This window comes from Salinicola tamaricis, assembly GCF_003006155.1.
GTDB classification, from domain to species: domain Bacteria; phylum Pseudomonadota; class Gammaproteobacteria; order Pseudomonadales; family Halomonadaceae; genus Salinicola; species Salinicola tamaricis.
In genome coordinates, this window is the sequence record NZ_CP023559.1 from 1,783,592 (window position 1) to 1,795,748 (window position 12,157).

The 12,157-nt window shown below is 68.7% G+C and carries 15 protein-coding genes and 1 pseudogene; 2 read left to right on the top strand and 14 right to left on the bottom strand.

The features are described 5' to 3' along the window. Nucleotides 1-100 precede the first annotated feature (100 nt). Complete coding sequence (locus tag CN538_RS22460) at nucleotides 101-280, top strand: hypothetical protein (protein ID WP_242495680.1); 180 nt, start codon at nucleotides 101-103, stop codon at nucleotides 278-280. Here the strand turns inward: CN538_RS22460 and CN538_RS22465 are convergent. The 7 genes and pseudogenes from CN538_RS22465 to CN538_RS08270 all read right to left on the bottom strand — a co-directional run. Continuing rightward, nucleotides 208-429, bottom strand: a pseudogene (locus CN538_RS22465) (EscN/YscN/HrcN family type III secretion system ATPase); the annotation flags it as partial. The gene CN538_RS22460 and the pseudogene CN538_RS22465 overlap by 73 nt on opposite strands. After that, nucleotides 426-1,016, bottom strand: coding sequence for a type III secretion system stator protein SctL (sctL, locus tag CN538_RS08245; protein WP_106419122.1), 591 nt, complete (start codon nucleotides 1,014-1,016; stop codon nucleotides 426-428). The gene sctL and the pseudogene CN538_RS22465, both read right to left, overlap by 4 nt. Continuing rightward, nucleotides 1,013-1,708, bottom strand: a complete 696-nt coding sequence (locus CN538_RS08250; RefSeq protein WP_106419123.1) for a hypothetical protein — start codon at nucleotides 1,706-1,708, stop codon at nucleotides 1,013-1,015. Before CN538_RS08250 ends, sctL begins: the two co-directional genes overlap by 4 nt. Beyond that, the gene (gene sctJ / locus CN538_RS08255; protein ID WP_207233681.1) at nucleotides 1,705-2,550 is read right to left on the bottom strand and encodes a type III secretion system inner membrane ring lipoprotein SctJ; all 846 of its coding nucleotides are present in this window, start codon (nucleotides 2,548-2,550) and stop codon (nucleotides 1,705-1,707) included. The genes CN538_RS08250 and sctJ overlap by 4 nt, the downstream gene beginning before the upstream one ends. A gap of 3 nt (nucleotides 2,551-2,553) precedes the next feature. Further along, nucleotides 2,554-3,009 (bottom strand): hypothetical protein, encoded by a 456-nt coding sequence (locus tag CN538_RS08260; protein ID WP_207233682.1) that lies wholly within the window; start codon nucleotides 3,007-3,009, stop codon nucleotides 2,554-2,556. 135 nt (nucleotides 3,010-3,144) lie between these two features. Beyond that, complete coding sequence (locus CN538_RS08265) at nucleotides 3,145-3,339, bottom strand: hypothetical protein (RefSeq protein ID WP_106419124.1); 195 nt, start codon at nucleotides 3,337-3,339, stop codon at nucleotides 3,145-3,147. Then, nucleotides 3,317-4,111: a hypothetical protein gene (locus tag CN538_RS08270; protein WP_129591325.1), complete on the bottom strand. Its 795-nt coding sequence runs from the start codon at nucleotides 4,109-4,111 to the stop codon at nucleotides 3,317-3,319. Before CN538_RS08270 ends, CN538_RS08265 begins: the two co-directional genes overlap by 23 nt. On the opposite strand from CN538_RS08270, the gene CN538_RS08275 reads away from it, so the two are divergent. Continuing rightward, the gene (locus CN538_RS08275) at nucleotides 4,102-4,920 is read left to right on the top strand and encodes a tetratricopeptide repeat protein (protein ID WP_207233683.1); all 819 of its coding nucleotides are present in this window, start codon (nucleotides 4,102-4,104) and stop codon (nucleotides 4,918-4,920) included. The genes CN538_RS08270 and CN538_RS08275 overlap by 10 nt on opposite strands. A 31-nt stretch (nucleotides 4,921-4,951) precedes the next feature. Here the strand turns inward: CN538_RS08275 and CN538_RS08280 are convergent, their stop codons facing one another. From CN538_RS08280 to CN538_RS20285, 7 genes are all read right to left on the bottom strand, one after another. Then, nucleotides 4,952-5,413, bottom strand: coding sequence for a hypothetical protein (locus tag CN538_RS08280; protein ID WP_106419127.1), 462 nt, complete (start codon nucleotides 5,411-5,413; stop codon nucleotides 4,952-4,954). An 8-nt stretch (nucleotides 5,414-5,421) separates the two neighbouring features. Next, nucleotides 5,422-6,756 carry a type II and III secretion system protein family protein gene (locus CN538_RS08285; RefSeq protein ID WP_106419128.1) on the bottom strand — a complete coding sequence of 445 codons (1,335 nt, stop codon included), beginning with the start codon at nucleotides 6,754-6,756 and terminating at the stop codon, nucleotides 5,422-5,424. A 139-nt stretch (nucleotides 6,757-6,895) separates the two neighbouring features. Then, nucleotides 6,896-9,121 carry a type III secretion system export apparatus subunit SctV gene (sctV, locus tag CN538_RS08290; protein ID WP_207233684.1) on the bottom strand — a complete coding sequence of 742 codons (2,226 nt, stop codon included), beginning with the start codon at nucleotides 9,119-9,121 and terminating at the stop codon, nucleotides 6,896-6,898. Further along, entirely contained in the window at nucleotides 9,118-9,498 is a 381-nt protein-coding gene (locus CN538_RS08295; RefSeq protein ID WP_106419129.1) for a tetratricopeptide repeat protein, read from the bottom strand. Before CN538_RS08295 ends, sctV begins: the two co-directional genes overlap by 4 nt. Then, entirely contained in the window at nucleotides 9,495-9,911 is a 417-nt protein-coding gene (locus CN538_RS08300) for a hypothetical protein (protein ID WP_106419130.1), read from the bottom strand. The genes CN538_RS08295 and CN538_RS08300 overlap by 4 nt, the downstream gene beginning before the upstream one ends. A gap of 24 nt (nucleotides 9,912-9,935) precedes the next feature. Then, nucleotides 9,936-10,913 (bottom strand): SctD/MshK family protein, encoded by a 978-nt coding sequence (locus CN538_RS08305; RefSeq protein ID WP_164999538.1) that lies wholly within the window; start codon nucleotides 10,911-10,913, stop codon nucleotides 9,936-9,938. Nucleotides 10,914-11,158: 245 nt separating this feature from the next. After that, complete coding sequence (locus CN538_RS20285; RefSeq protein WP_164999539.1) at nucleotides 11,159-11,332, bottom strand: hypothetical protein; 174 nt, start codon at nucleotides 11,330-11,332, stop codon at nucleotides 11,159-11,161. Between the last annotated feature and the right edge of the window lie 825 nt (nucleotides 11,333-12,157).

Sequence of the window (12,157 nt, forward strand, 5' to 3'; positions counted from 1 at the left end):
CAACTGGCGCGTCAGGGGCGGCGGCGGGGCGGCGTGAACCGGGTAGTCGTGCAGTCCACGGGGCGGCGGGGCCGCGTCCAGCCACTCGCCAAGCGGGCTGATGACGCGACCCAGCAGCGCCTCGCCGACCGCCACGCCCTGGGCGCGCCCGGTGGCGATCACTTCGCTGCGGGTCGAGAGGCCATGGAGTTCGCCGATCGGCGAGAGCACCGCATCTTCCTCTTCGAAGCCGATCACCTCGGCGGCCACCCGGCGGCCGCTGACCGGGTCGCGCAGATAGCACAGCTCGCCGATGCCGACGCCTTCGATGCTGGCGTGGATGAGCAGGCCCCGGATGCGCTTGACGCGACCGTTGGCGCGGCGCGGTTCTGCCTCGGCCAGGCGTGCCTGGAGACGCGGCATGAGGCCGTCGAGCGGAGACGTGGTCATGCGTTCTCCCGGGTCGGCGTATGCAGCGCCCTGGCCAGGGCATCGAGCTGGGCTTCCAGGCCGATATCCATCACCGCGACGGGGCTGACCAGCAGGCACTGGGTCGGGTCGAGCTGCGGGTCGGCCTCGACCTGGTAGTCGACCCCTGCCGGCGGCCGCGCGGCCAGGCGCTCGCTCACCTCGCGTTCGAGCGACGGCGCGACCCGGATGCGCAGACGCTGGGATTGATGCCACTCGCCGAGGGCACGGCGCACGCTGCTGGCGATGCGTTCGGCGTCGTCGTACTCGTTCAGGATGCGTTGCACCAGATCGAGGCAGAGCTGGGCCAGCGCCGGCTCCATATCGGCCAGGTAGCGCGCGACGTCGGCCTGGGTGGAGGCGAGCAGTGCCGCCGCCTGGCGCTCGCCGTCGTCGCGGCCGGCGGCGAACCCCTCGGCATAGCCCGCCTCGCGCGCCGCCGCGGTGGCCGAGGCCTGTGCGTCGGCCTGCTCGCGGGCGCGTTCGAGAAAGGCGAAACCGTCGCGCCACGCCTGCGCTTCGGCAGCGCGCAGAATCACCTTGCCGGGACGGCGGGGAAGCGTATTCATGGTCTCTCCTCGTCGGCTGTGGCGTCGGTGTCCGCGACCAGGGCCGCGGCGGCGCGTCGCGCGGTGGCGCTGGCGGCGTCGCGCTGCGCCGCGGGGGGAAGGGCGTCGGCGCCGTCGGTGGTGTTAGTGAAGGCGGCCGCGGGTGTGGTATCCCAGGCCAGCGCGAGCCAGGCTTGCCAGCCGCGCGGCTGGGCGTGGTACCAGGCGCCTATGCAGCGCCAGCCGTCACGCTCGACCGCCGCCGCCAGCGTCTCGAGATCGCCCGCAGACGGTGCACTCTGCGGCTCGGGGCGGGGCTGGTTGCGCTGCTGCAGTGCCAACCGATGCAGGGCGTCGCCGAAGCGTGCCCGGAGCGCGCTGACCCGCGGGGCCTCGATGGCGCTGGCGAAAGCGTCGGCATGCACGATGACACCGGCCGCTCGCGCACAGGTCGCGAGCGCTGTCGCGTCGAGCCGGGAGAGGCGGCGGTCCGCCGGCGCCAGTGGTGGCAGCTCGGCCGCGGCGGGCAGCCGGTGACGCGCCCTCAGGCGCGCGATCAGGCGTTGGCGGAAGCGCGCTTGTGCCAGCCATGGGCGTAGTTGGTCGTCGTCGGCGATGGCATCCAGGCAGTCGAGCCAGTGGCGTTCGCCGAGGGTGACCGGCAGCGTCTCGTCGGGCGGCAGGGGCGGTGCCGGGGTGGGCGCTGGTGTCATGATTCGTGCCCCGCGCCGCGGGGTGACGTCGCCTGGGTAGTCAGGACGTAGGGGCGCTGGCGCTGCTGACGCCACACCAGCCAGATCACCGTGGCGGCGAGCGCGATCAGGGCGGCGACCAGGGCGCCGACGAGCCAGGCGATCCGGGTCGCGCTGGTGGCGGGCATGGCGATACCCCAAAAGGCGTCCATCGCCGGGCTGGCCGCGCCCTGCGGCGCTTCGGCGAGCTTCGAGGCGACCGGTACCACCGAGACGTTGTCGTAGGAGAGGCCGGCGATGCCATTGGCGACCAGCGTCTTGATCTGCGGGATCAGCGGATCGATGTCCAGCGAGGCCAGGTAGCGCACGAAGACCGACGCCGACGAGGGCGTGCTGTTGCGCTTCAGCAGGTCGTTGTCCGGCAGCACCACATGGACCCGCGCCGAGAGCACGCCATCGATCTGCGACACGGTGTGGGAGAGCTCCTGGCTCAGGGCGTAGATCATCTGGGCGCGCTCCTGCACCGGCGAGGAGACCAGGCCGTTGCCCTTGAACACCTCACCGAGGTTGGCGAACTGGCGCGTCGGCAGCCCCGCGCGGTCGAGGATGGCCACGGCATCGGCGAAACGGCTCTCGTCGACACTGACCGTCATCTGCCCCGACTCTTCCGCGTGCCGCTGGGCGGCGATGCCGTGGCGCGCCAGCGTGGCCACGATCACGTTGGCCTCGCGTTCGTCGAGATGGGTGTAGAGCTCGGTGTCGCACGCCTGCAGCAGCAGCGCCAAGGCGATCAGCAGCAGCCATCGGCCCGTGCGGCGCAGGGCGGCGGTGAATGAACAGGGGAGCAGCGATTCGTAGCGCAAGCGTCATTGACCCCGCAGCAGCGTATTGGCCGAGCCCGAAACCTGGGTCGCGCCACGCACGACCATGGTGGTCTCGATCGAGTGATCGAACACCCGGGCCAGGGTGTCGGCGACCCGGGTCACGCTGTCGTCGTCGAGTGCCGAGGGCGTGTCGCCGGCATCGCCGGGTGCGGTGGCCTGGGTCACGCTGGCTGGGGCATCCCCCGGCAGCGTCGAGGCCAGGCGCTCGGGGGCCGCGGCGGGCACCTGGGCATCACGCGAGAAAGCGTTGACGCGTTCGATGAAGCCATCGAGGTTGTCGAGCAGATCACTGCCCAGCTGGCCGGGGCTAGGGCCCTGCGCTGGCTGGCCAGCCAGGTTCGCCATGTGCTCGAACAGATTCTGCGACTCGCGCATCTGGGTGTCGGGCGTCGGCAGCGGCATGGGCGTGCCGGCGCCGGGGGGAGTCACCGGTGTCATGGGTCACCTCTGTGCGCGGCACGCCGGCCGGTGGCAAGCGTGCCTGACGCATGGGTTGAAGGGAGCGCCGCGATCGTCGTCGGCAGCGTGAGTGGCTGGCCAGGCCGAGACCTGGCCAGCCGCGGCAGCGCTGGCTCAGCCCTCGCCGCCGGACATCGCCTCGCCGAGCATCTCCTTCATCATCGGCATTAGAATCAGCTGCCCGCCGACCTGGACCATGCCCTTGACCATGGCATCCTGGATCTCGGCCTGATCGAGGGCGTCATCGAAGGAGGGCGAACTCGGTGTCCCGCCGCTGGCGTTGGTGCTATCTATGGCGTCGATTGCCATCTGGCTTCTCCTGTCGTGGATCGTCGTCATGGCGCGTGTCGGCGGCCGACATCGCCGCTGCACGCCTGCCCGTTGGCCGTAGCCGCCGGGGTACTTCACTTGCTCGTCGCCGGCGGCGTCGCCACGCTGCCGCGGTAGATCTTGACGCCGCCGCTGGGGCCTGCCGGCGGGGCCGGCCGACGCAGCCCCTCGAGGCCCGCGCCACGCTGGTGATCCAGGCCGGTGGGCCGGAGACTTCAAGGCGTGCGCCGTCGTCGATCAGGGTCGCGTCGAGCGGTGCGCCGATCTCGCTGCGCGCGAGGGCGGCCAGCAGCCGCTCGCGGTCGACACCGTCGAGATCGAACAGGCGCTGGCTCAGTTCGCCGCGGGTGGCCACGTGCAACACATAGCCGTCGTAGAACCAGGCCAGACCATTGGCGGCGCACACCTGACGCAGAAAGTCGCCGGCCCGGGTGGCGTCGATGTCGCCGTTGACCTCGCCGGTGACGGCATCGCTCACGGCCACCGGCAGTGACAGATTGCGGCCGAACTCCTCGAGCACCTCGCGCACGTCCTGCTGGATCACCACGTAGCGGTAGTCGCGTCCGGCCCAGGGGGCGTCGGCGGCGCGCACCGGTGCCGCAACCAGCAGCGCCAGGGCCACGACCAGCAGCGCTACGCTCGGCAGCGCCACGCCCAGTGCAGGCCGCCGCCGCTGCCCAAGCAGCGCCAATCTCGGGTAGGCTGTGGCTCTTCTTCCGCGATCGTTGGAGCCCTGGCTGCATGTCGTCATCGACCCTCTCCTCGACACCCGTGCTGGCCCGTATGCTGGGCACCGTGGTGCTCATCCTCGCGCTCACCGCCTGCGCCGGGACGCCCACCTCGGCGCCGAGCGATGCCTCCGGGCGCTTGATCCCCCTCGCCGATACGCTTGCCCAGCGCGGCGACCCGGCCACTGCCGCTGAGCTCTACGCGCGGGCGATCGACCAGGGCGATGACGGTGCCGACGTTCGGGTCAAGCTCGGCAACGCGCGGTTGGCGAGCGGTGACACCGCCGGCGCCGCCGAGGCCTTTCGTGGTGCCCTGCGCGAGGAGATCACGCTGGCGCCGGCACTGCTCGGTCTGGGCACTGCCCAACTGCGCCTGGGCGAGCCGGAGGCGGCGCTGAAGAGCCTGACCCCGGCCGCACCGGAGTTGAACAGTGTCGCGGCCTGGAGCCGCCTGGGGGCCGCACGCGCGCTGGCCGGGCAGAGCGAGGCGGCGGTCGAGGCCTTCGCGCGGGCTGCCACGCTGGCGCCGAACGATCTCGACGTACGCACCAACCTGGCCCTGGCGCAGGCCCTTGCCGGCGATGCCGAGCGCGCCAGCGACGGTATCCGTCAGATCGTCGACTCGCCGCTGGCAGAGCCGCGCCACTACCGCAATGCTCTGCTGGTACTGGTGCTGGCCGGGCGTGCTGACACGGCCGAGCAGCTCGCGATTCCCGATATGCGTGCGGCCGAACGCACGCGCCTGATCGCCCAGGCGCAGCGCATCGCGGCGCTGCCCACCCCCGCGGCGCGGGCCCGTGCGCTGAAGCTGGCTCAGGCGGCCGCGGGCTAAGACCCGCGGCCTGTGTGATGGCCGGGGGCGTCTAGAGGCCATCGGTGGTCGCGCTGTCGCCCATCGCCTGGCGCGCCTCGTTTTCGAGCCTGGCGCGCCGTTCGTTGGCGCGCTCGCGGTTGTCGAGCCGCTGGCTGGCCGCGGCCGCCAGCGGCGCCGCCCGCGCTGGGCCCATCGTCTTGCCACGGGTCAGATCGCTCGGGTCGACCACCATCAGCTGCAGGTTGAGGTCGTTGGCGCAGCCGGGTGGCAGGGGGATCAGCCCCGATTGCTCGGGGTCGCTCTGACACAGATTCGCCAGCGTGCGCGTCGTCGTGCCCTGGCCGTCGGGCGTGGCGAGCGTTACCTCGCGATAGCCGCTGGTCCAGCTCATCGGGCCCAGCGACGACTGACAGCCGGCGAGCAGCGCCAGCGTCAGCAGCGTCGCGGCTGTCGCCGGCGGCGGCGTCATTTGGCCGACCTTGTGCGCGGCCGTACGTGGGATTGTCAGCATGGCGCGCCTCATTGCAGATAAAACCCGAACGGATCGTCGACGCCGGCTGAGCGAGCATGCTGGGCGCGGTCGTCAGCGAGGCGCGGTGCGCTCGCCACCCGCGCCTGGTCGAGCGGCGTGCGCGGTGCCGGGGCCGAGGCGGGGGCGACCAGATAGGGCGTGATCAGGATCACCAGTTCGGTCTCGTTGCGCTGGAAGCGGCGCGAGCGGAACAGCTGACCGAGGATCGGGATGTCGCCGAGTACCGGGATGCGCTCGAGCTGGTTGGAGGCCTGGCGCTGGAACAGTCCGGCGATGGCGAAGGTCTGACCGCTGCCGACCTCGACCACGGTGTCGGCGCGGCGCACCTGCAGCGAGGGCACGTCGTAGCCGGCGATCTGCACGTTCTCGCTGGCAATGCTGCTCACCTCGGGACGCACCTCCATCGAGATCCGACCGTTGGGCAGCAGTGTCGGTGTGCTCAGCAGCGAGACCCCGTACTGTTTGTACTGAATGCCGACCAGGTCGCGGTTGACCGGTACCGGGATCGGAATCTCGCCGCCGGCCAGGAAGCTCGCGGTCTGACCCGAGACCGTGGTGATATTGGGCTCGGCCAGGATCTGCAGCAGGTTGTTCTGCTGCAGCGCCTGCAGCAGGCCATCGACACCCTCGGCGCTGGGGCTGCTGGCGATATTGCTGGTGAGCACACCGAACGAGAACGAGCCGTTGTTGATCAGCGCATTCCAACTGATGCCGTAGCGCAGCAGCTCGTCCCGGGCGACTTCGGCGAAGCGCACGCGAATATTGATCTGGTTGGCACCGGCATAGGTCGTGCGGTCCAGACTGGCGCCATCCGGCGCCACCGCATCGAGGGTGGAGCGGGTCGCCATGGCGCTGTCGAGGGAGCGCTGCTGGCCCTCGGCGACGAGTCGGTCGCCGGCCATGCGCAGGTGAATCTGCGCCTCGCCACCGCTGCCGCGCAGCGTCTCGCGGGCGCTTTCGGCACCGTCGCGCACCCGCAGGCGCAACGAGGCCTGGCTGCGATCCTCGGCATCGAGCGCGATCAGGTTGGTATCACCGGCGCGCTTGCCGAACAGATAGATCACCCCGGGCGAGACGACCTGGACATCGGCGACTTCGGGGTTGGCGACCAGTACCGAGGCGATCTCGCGCTCGAAGCGCAGAATACGGCCCTGGCCGGTCTCGAGATCCAGCCCCCGGCCGCCGGCATCCACCGTTACCTCACCCCGGGCCGCGTTGGACAGGCCAAGGCACAGCGCACACAGCAGGAGCAGCGCCGCAGCGAGCCGTGCCGGGTGAGCGGGCCACTGAGCCAGCGGGAAACGTCTCGCGGTCGAAGTCATGACGTCTGCCGCCACCCGATCATGTGATATCTCCCATGGCCAAACTCCCTCGATCTGGTTGTCGTTATGTGTCATGCGTTTCGCGTCGTGCGTCGTGCGTCGTGCCGGTGTCAATGGCGCTGGCGTGAAGCTCATGGCGTCACTCTGCCCGGGCCGATGTTTCCGCCTCGCGCCGAGCACTCGGCTTGGCCAGGCGAATCTGGGCGATGGCCTGCAGCTGGAACTCCGGGGCGATCTCCTGCCAGGCGACCACCGCCAGCCCCAGCTCCTGTTGCCTGACCCACTGCTGCAGCGTCGCGCGCACGTCATGGGCGATGACCACGACCGGCTTGAGCTCGCCGTCCAGCGCGTCCAGATGCTGTTCGAACCAGGCGCTCAGCGCGCGCGACAAGGGGGACGGCAGCCCGCCCCGCGCGGCCGGCGCCTCGGTGTGGCGCTGGGCACTGCGCAGCGCTTCTTCCAGCGGCCGCGTCGCGACCCAGGCCGGTAGTACCCGGTCGTGGCGGGCATGGCGGTGGCAGATCTGACGTGCCAGGGCGACGCGAATGTGATCGGCGAGCCGGGCGGCGTTGGACTCCTGCCCGCCGCTGGCCACCATCGCCTCCAGGATGGCGCGCAGGGCGCGTACCGGCACGCCCTCGCCGACCAGTCGGCGCAGGATGTCGGCCATCTTCTGCAGCGACACGACCCGCACGGCTTCATTCACCAGCTCGGCGTAGTGGCTCTCCATCTCAGACAGCAGCGTGCGCGCTTCCTGAATGCCCAGGAACTCGCCGGCATAGCGCGCGAACACCGATTCGAGGCAGCGCGCCAGCACCTGCGCCGGCGTGAGGTAGCGGATGCCTGCGGCGTCGAGGGCGTCCGCGCCGGTATCGGCGAGCCACTGCCACTGGCCACGTCCTACCAGCGCCGGTCGCGGAGTGGCGGTGAGCTCGACCACCGCAAGCAGACTGGGGTCGTCATCGAGCAGCAGCGCCGCTGGCGGCAGTTCGCCGGCGAGCACCGGGACATCATCCAGCTCGATGGTGAAGCGCCCGGCTTCCAGCGTGGGTTCGATGCGCAGGCCCGGCGCGGGCAGGGCGATTCCCAGGTCACGCTCGACGCGCTGGGTGGCGTGCTGCAGCGCCTCGCGCAGCAGGGCGAGCGGCAAGGTGTCGGCCAGCGGGGCACTCAGGCCGAGCATGACGCGATGCTGGCGCGGGTCGTCATCGGCCATGGCGAACGCCGCGGATTGGCCCTCCGCCTGGGGCGACTGGGCCGCGGCTGGGTCGGTGACCGCGGAGGCTGCGCGGGTCGACGGGTCATGGGTGGAGAGATCGTTGGTGGACGGGGAATGGGGAGACGCGGCCTCGGCGGATGGCGCCTCGCTGGCCGCCGCACGCCGCTGACGCCGGCGCAGATAGAACGCTGCGCCACCGAGCAGGGCGGCGAGGGCGAGAAACACGCCGGTGGCGAAACCGGGGACGAAGGCGGCGCAGAAGAGTACGGCGGCAGTCAGCCCCAGCGCCTTGGCGTTGCTGCCGAGCTGGCCGACGATCTCGCTGCCCAGGTCGCTGGCATTGTCGGAGCTGACGCGGGTCACCACGGTACCGGCGCCGATCGAGATTAACAGTGCCGGAATCTGCGCGATCAGGCCGTCGCCGACGGTGAGCAGCGAGTAGGTCTCGACGGCATCGTTGAAGGCCATGTCGTGCTGCAGCATGCCGATCAGCAAGCCCCCGATCAGGTTGACGAAGAGGATCACCAGCCCGGCGATGGCATCGCCCTTGACGAACTTCATGGCGCCATCCATCGCGCCGTAGAGCTGGCTCTCGCTTTCCAGGCGCGAGCGCCGCCGGCGCGCCTCCTGGGTGTCGATATCGCCGTTGCGCAGATCGTTGTCGATGCTCATCTGCTTGCCGGGCATGGCATCGAGGGTGAAGCGCGCGGCGACCTCGGCCACCCGCTCCGAGCCCTTGGTGATCACCAGGAACTGCGCCACGGTGATGATCAGAAACACCACCATGCCGATGACCACTTCGCCGGCGATGACGAAGTTGCCGAAGGCGGCGACGATCTGGCCGGCGTCGGCGTCGAGCAGAATCAGTCGCGTAGTGGTGATCGACAGCGCCAGGCGGAAGAGCGTGGCGAGGAGGATGATCGGTGGCAGCGAGGAGAACTCCACCGGGTGGGAGATATAGAAGGCGACCACCAGGACCAGCAGGCTGAAGCCGATGTTGATGCCGATCAGTGCGTCGACCAGGGCGGTGGGCAGCGGAATGATCATCATCACCACTGCCAGCACCATGAAGGCGGCGATGATCACGTCGCTGCGCTGGGCGGCGCGCTGTGCCAGGCGGTTGAGCCGCGCGAGCAGGGGCATCATGTCTCACCTCCGGCATCGGTATGCGGTGTCGTTCTGTCGGCGCTCGCCCGACGGGCGAGATAGTCGCGGTAGCTCCGCCGCGCCAGCTCGGGGGCGCCCACGAGGGTCTGGGCCCGCCCCTTCAGCAGCGCCAGCGCGGGGTCGGCAGACTCCCCGGCCTGGGCTTCGAGCCGCGCGATCGTGTGCAGCGCGCGCTGCCCCTGGCCGCTGGCCAGGAACCCTTGGCACAGCGCATGCAGCAGGCCGCTGTGATCCGGGGCCAGGCGCTGGGCGATGAGCAACAGCACCAGCCCGCGCTGGGTCTGGCCGCTCTGCAGATAGAGATGGCCGATGAGGTGGAGCAGATCGGCGGCGTCGCGATCGTCGCGCTGGCTCATGATCTCTCCTCCGGGGTGTCGCCGTCGGTTGCGCGTTCGCCGGCGAGCGGGGCGTGGAGGCGGTTTTCCCACGCCTGCCGCCAGGCGATCTCTTCGCCGAGGATCGTCGCGGCATCGGCCAGGGTGGCGGCGTCGGCATCGAGGCGTGGCAGGACGCTGTCGACGACGTGTTGGAGCAGGTCGAGGCTGCGCGCAGGCGAGAAGCTGGCCGGATCGCTGGGCACCGGGCTGGCCAGGGCTGCCAGCTGCTGGCGCAGCGCCGGGCGCTGACCACGTCGCTGCTGAGCGAGGTCGACAGCGTGAGTGAAGTCACCATCGGCCGGCGTCTGTCGCTCGCGCGGCGCTGGCACCTCCGACGTGCCGGGCGTGAGGCGCCGGCCCGCGTCAGGCATCTCCCGGTCGCCGATTCTCATGACGTCGTCTCCATCGCGCTGTGGCTACAGCGTCAGGGCGTACTGCTCGTCGCCATGACGGAGCAGGACGCGCTGGGCGTCGATGGAGGAGACGACCCAGCCCGAGGGCAGGGCCGCGCCGGGATAGAGCCGCTGGCCGCGGTGATCGATCAGATAGGGGTTGTCACCCAGCCACACGGCGCTGAGCCGCAGCTCGGGCGGGCGGGTGGCGGGCTGCGGCTCCACCGCGTTGAGCAGTACGTGGCGGCTGCCGAAGCGTTGGTCGAACCAGCGCTGCGTCTCCTCCCAGGCTGTGCGCTGCCCCGGCGTGTAATGCCCCGACACGCTCAGGTAGCGGTCGTGCTGGCTGAGCGTGATGGCATTCAGGCCGGCCGCGGCGAGATGCGCACGCAGTGCCTGGGCGGGCGACGCGGCCACGTTCTCGGCCAACTGCCGGGCGCCGGCAATGGCCTGTGCGTCGATGGGGGCGTTGGCGCTTGCGGGCTCGGCGTGTGGTGCGGTGCTACCGATGTTGGCACCGGCCTGGTTGACGTCGATGAACTCGTAAAGCCCCAGCACGCCCAGCGTGACGAGTAGTGCGGTCACGGGAGCGGCACGGTTGAGCGAGCGTCTGAAGCGCGGCGGGAATGCCGGCAGGCGCGGCAGGGCACTCAGCAGCGAAGGCGTGGCCGGGCGCGTCAGCGTCAGTGCGACCTCGCCGAAATGCAGTGTCGCTGGCGCGCTGCAGCGCAGCCCGGTCCCCTGCGTGACTCGATGGCCGTTGACGACGATATCGCCGCCCACGGCTTCGACCGCCAGTTGGCGGCCATGAAACCTGAGCAACAGATGCTCGGGCGCCAGCCCGGCATCGCCGAGCCAGACATCGGCGTTGTCGGCGCTGCCGATACGGCAGACCGGCTCGCGCAGCGCGATGACGGCGCCGCGATGCAGGCCGGTAGTGACTGTCAGCGTCATGACGGCATCCGCCGTCGCGGCGCTATCGGAGGAGTCGACGATGCTCATACGCATTCTCGCGCGAGGTACGAGAAAGGCGGCGTTCGGGGGCGATCAGGCTGATCGTGTCAGGGCATGACCGAAAATCCCCCCGAACGGCCATTGATTGGCACCATCCGGCACCCGGGAACCCGCCGCCAGAGCGCCGGGCACCGCGGACACGCCAGATGCCCGACACGGCGGTCTGGCGAGAGAGACCCGCAGCAGGGGCCGGATGGGGGCGCGGGCCGTAGCGGGCCCGCGACAGACCGATATCAGTTCTGCGGGCGCTGTTTGGTTGCGTCCAGCATGGTCTTCTTCTCGGTCGTGACCTTGGTGATTTCTGCCGATTTTTCGATGGCCTGATCGAAAACGGCTTGCAGCTGGCCGATCGCGGAATCGGCGCTGTTGTTGGACGTGCTCGGATCGATAGAGGGGACATCTGCCATGTCATGACTCCTGATAAGTATCGGGTTGAGACATACATCAGCGTCGGAAGTCTATCGGTCGTGGCAATACAGAGTAGACGCGATAATTCATCAACTTCCGGCGCAATTCATACTAAGGAGCTTGCAATGACAAAGCGAAGTCGAGGGTGTAATTTTTTTTATCGGAGTGTGTCTTTTCGGGATCATTCGTCCAACATTTATAGTCGCCAATTTTGAATGTGATCCAACATTATTATGATATTGAACGATCAGTTAAAAATACTTTTGAGATCATTGGCTTGTGGTTAGCTGTCTAGCATGGAGGGCTTGAGGGGCACGCCGGCGCGTGTCGTGACGGCGATCCGGATGTCGCGATCGGATAAGCCGAAAGGCGCGACTGCTGCGTAAAGCAATGTAGTTTTACAGATACAGCCATCGCCAGCTTTTCAGAGTTATATCCTGTGTAATATGCTTTTCATGGCAATATTTTCTGCATTTTTCTATAAGTTTATGTTTTATTTCTATTTTTGCGAATTTTTAGACAATGGTCTCGTTGCCGCCGAGGACTTTTGCCGTTGCCATTTAGCTCTTATGTTGAAGAAAAACGACTGACATCGATGGTATGCCGAGGATGCGCGGGTAGTGGTGACACCACGCTGACAAGCACGGGGCTTTTTTCATCGATGACAGGCGATATCTCGCTACACGCTGGTGGCCTTGCAACCGGAATTGACAGCAGCCGATGGGGCAATCGGTGTCGGTAAAGGCTGCTGATAGCGACGCGGCAGCGACACGAAAAGGACCGGGAGGTTTTGAATATGGCTGGAGAAGTTACGTTGAAGTCGT

Coding starts and splice junctions, on each gene's coding strand:
- CN538_RS08260 (WP_207233682.1), bottom strand. CDS start 3,009: ATGACACCGGTGACTCCCCCCGGCGCCGGCACGCCCATGCCGCTGCCG.
- CN538_RS22460 (WP_242495680.1), top strand. CDS start 101: ATGACGCGACCCAGCAGCGCCTCGCCGACCGCCACGCCCTGGGCGCGC.
- sctV (WP_207233684.1), bottom strand. CDS start 9,121: ATGATGCCCCTGCTCGCGCGGCTCAACCGCCTGGCACAGCGCGCCGCC.
- CN538_RS08300 (WP_106419130.1), bottom strand. CDS start 9,911: ATGAGAATCGGCGACCGGGAGATGCCTGACGCGGGCCGGCGCCTCACG.
- CN538_RS08275 (WP_207233683.1), top strand. CDS start 4,102: ATGTCGTCATCGACCCTCTCCTCGACACCCGTGCTGGCCCGTATGCTG.
- CN538_RS08280 (WP_106419127.1), bottom strand. CDS start 5,413: ATGCTGACAATCCCACGTACGGCCGCGCACAAGGTCGGCCAAATGACG.
- CN538_RS20285 (WP_164999539.1), bottom strand. CDS start 11,332: ATGGCAGATGTCCCCTCTATCGATCCGAGCACGTCCAACAACAGCGCC.
- CN538_RS08265 (WP_106419124.1), bottom strand. CDS start 3,339: ATGGCAATCGACGCCATAGATAGCACCAACGCCAGCGGCGGGACACCG.
- sctL (WP_106419122.1), bottom strand. CDS start 1,016: ATGAATACGCTTCCCCGCCGTCCCGGCAAGGTGATTCTGCGCGCTGCC.
- CN538_RS08295 (WP_106419129.1), bottom strand. CDS start 9,498: ATGAGCCAGCGCGACGATCGCGACGCCGCCGATCTGCTCCACCTCATC.
- CN538_RS08250 (WP_106419123.1), bottom strand. CDS start 1,708: ATGACACCAGCGCCCACCCCGGCACCGCCCCTGCCGCCCGACGAGACG.
- CN538_RS08285 (WP_106419128.1), bottom strand. CDS start 6,756: ATGACTTCGACCGCGAGACGTTTCCCGCTGGCTCAGTGGCCCGCTCAC.
- CN538_RS08305 (WP_164999538.1), bottom strand. CDS start 10,913: ATGAGCATCGTCGACTCCTCCGATAGCGCCGCGACGGCGGATGCCGTC.
- CN538_RS08270 (WP_129591325.1), bottom strand. CDS start 4,111: ATGACGACATGCAGCCAGGGCTCCAACGATCGCGGAAGAAGAGCCACA.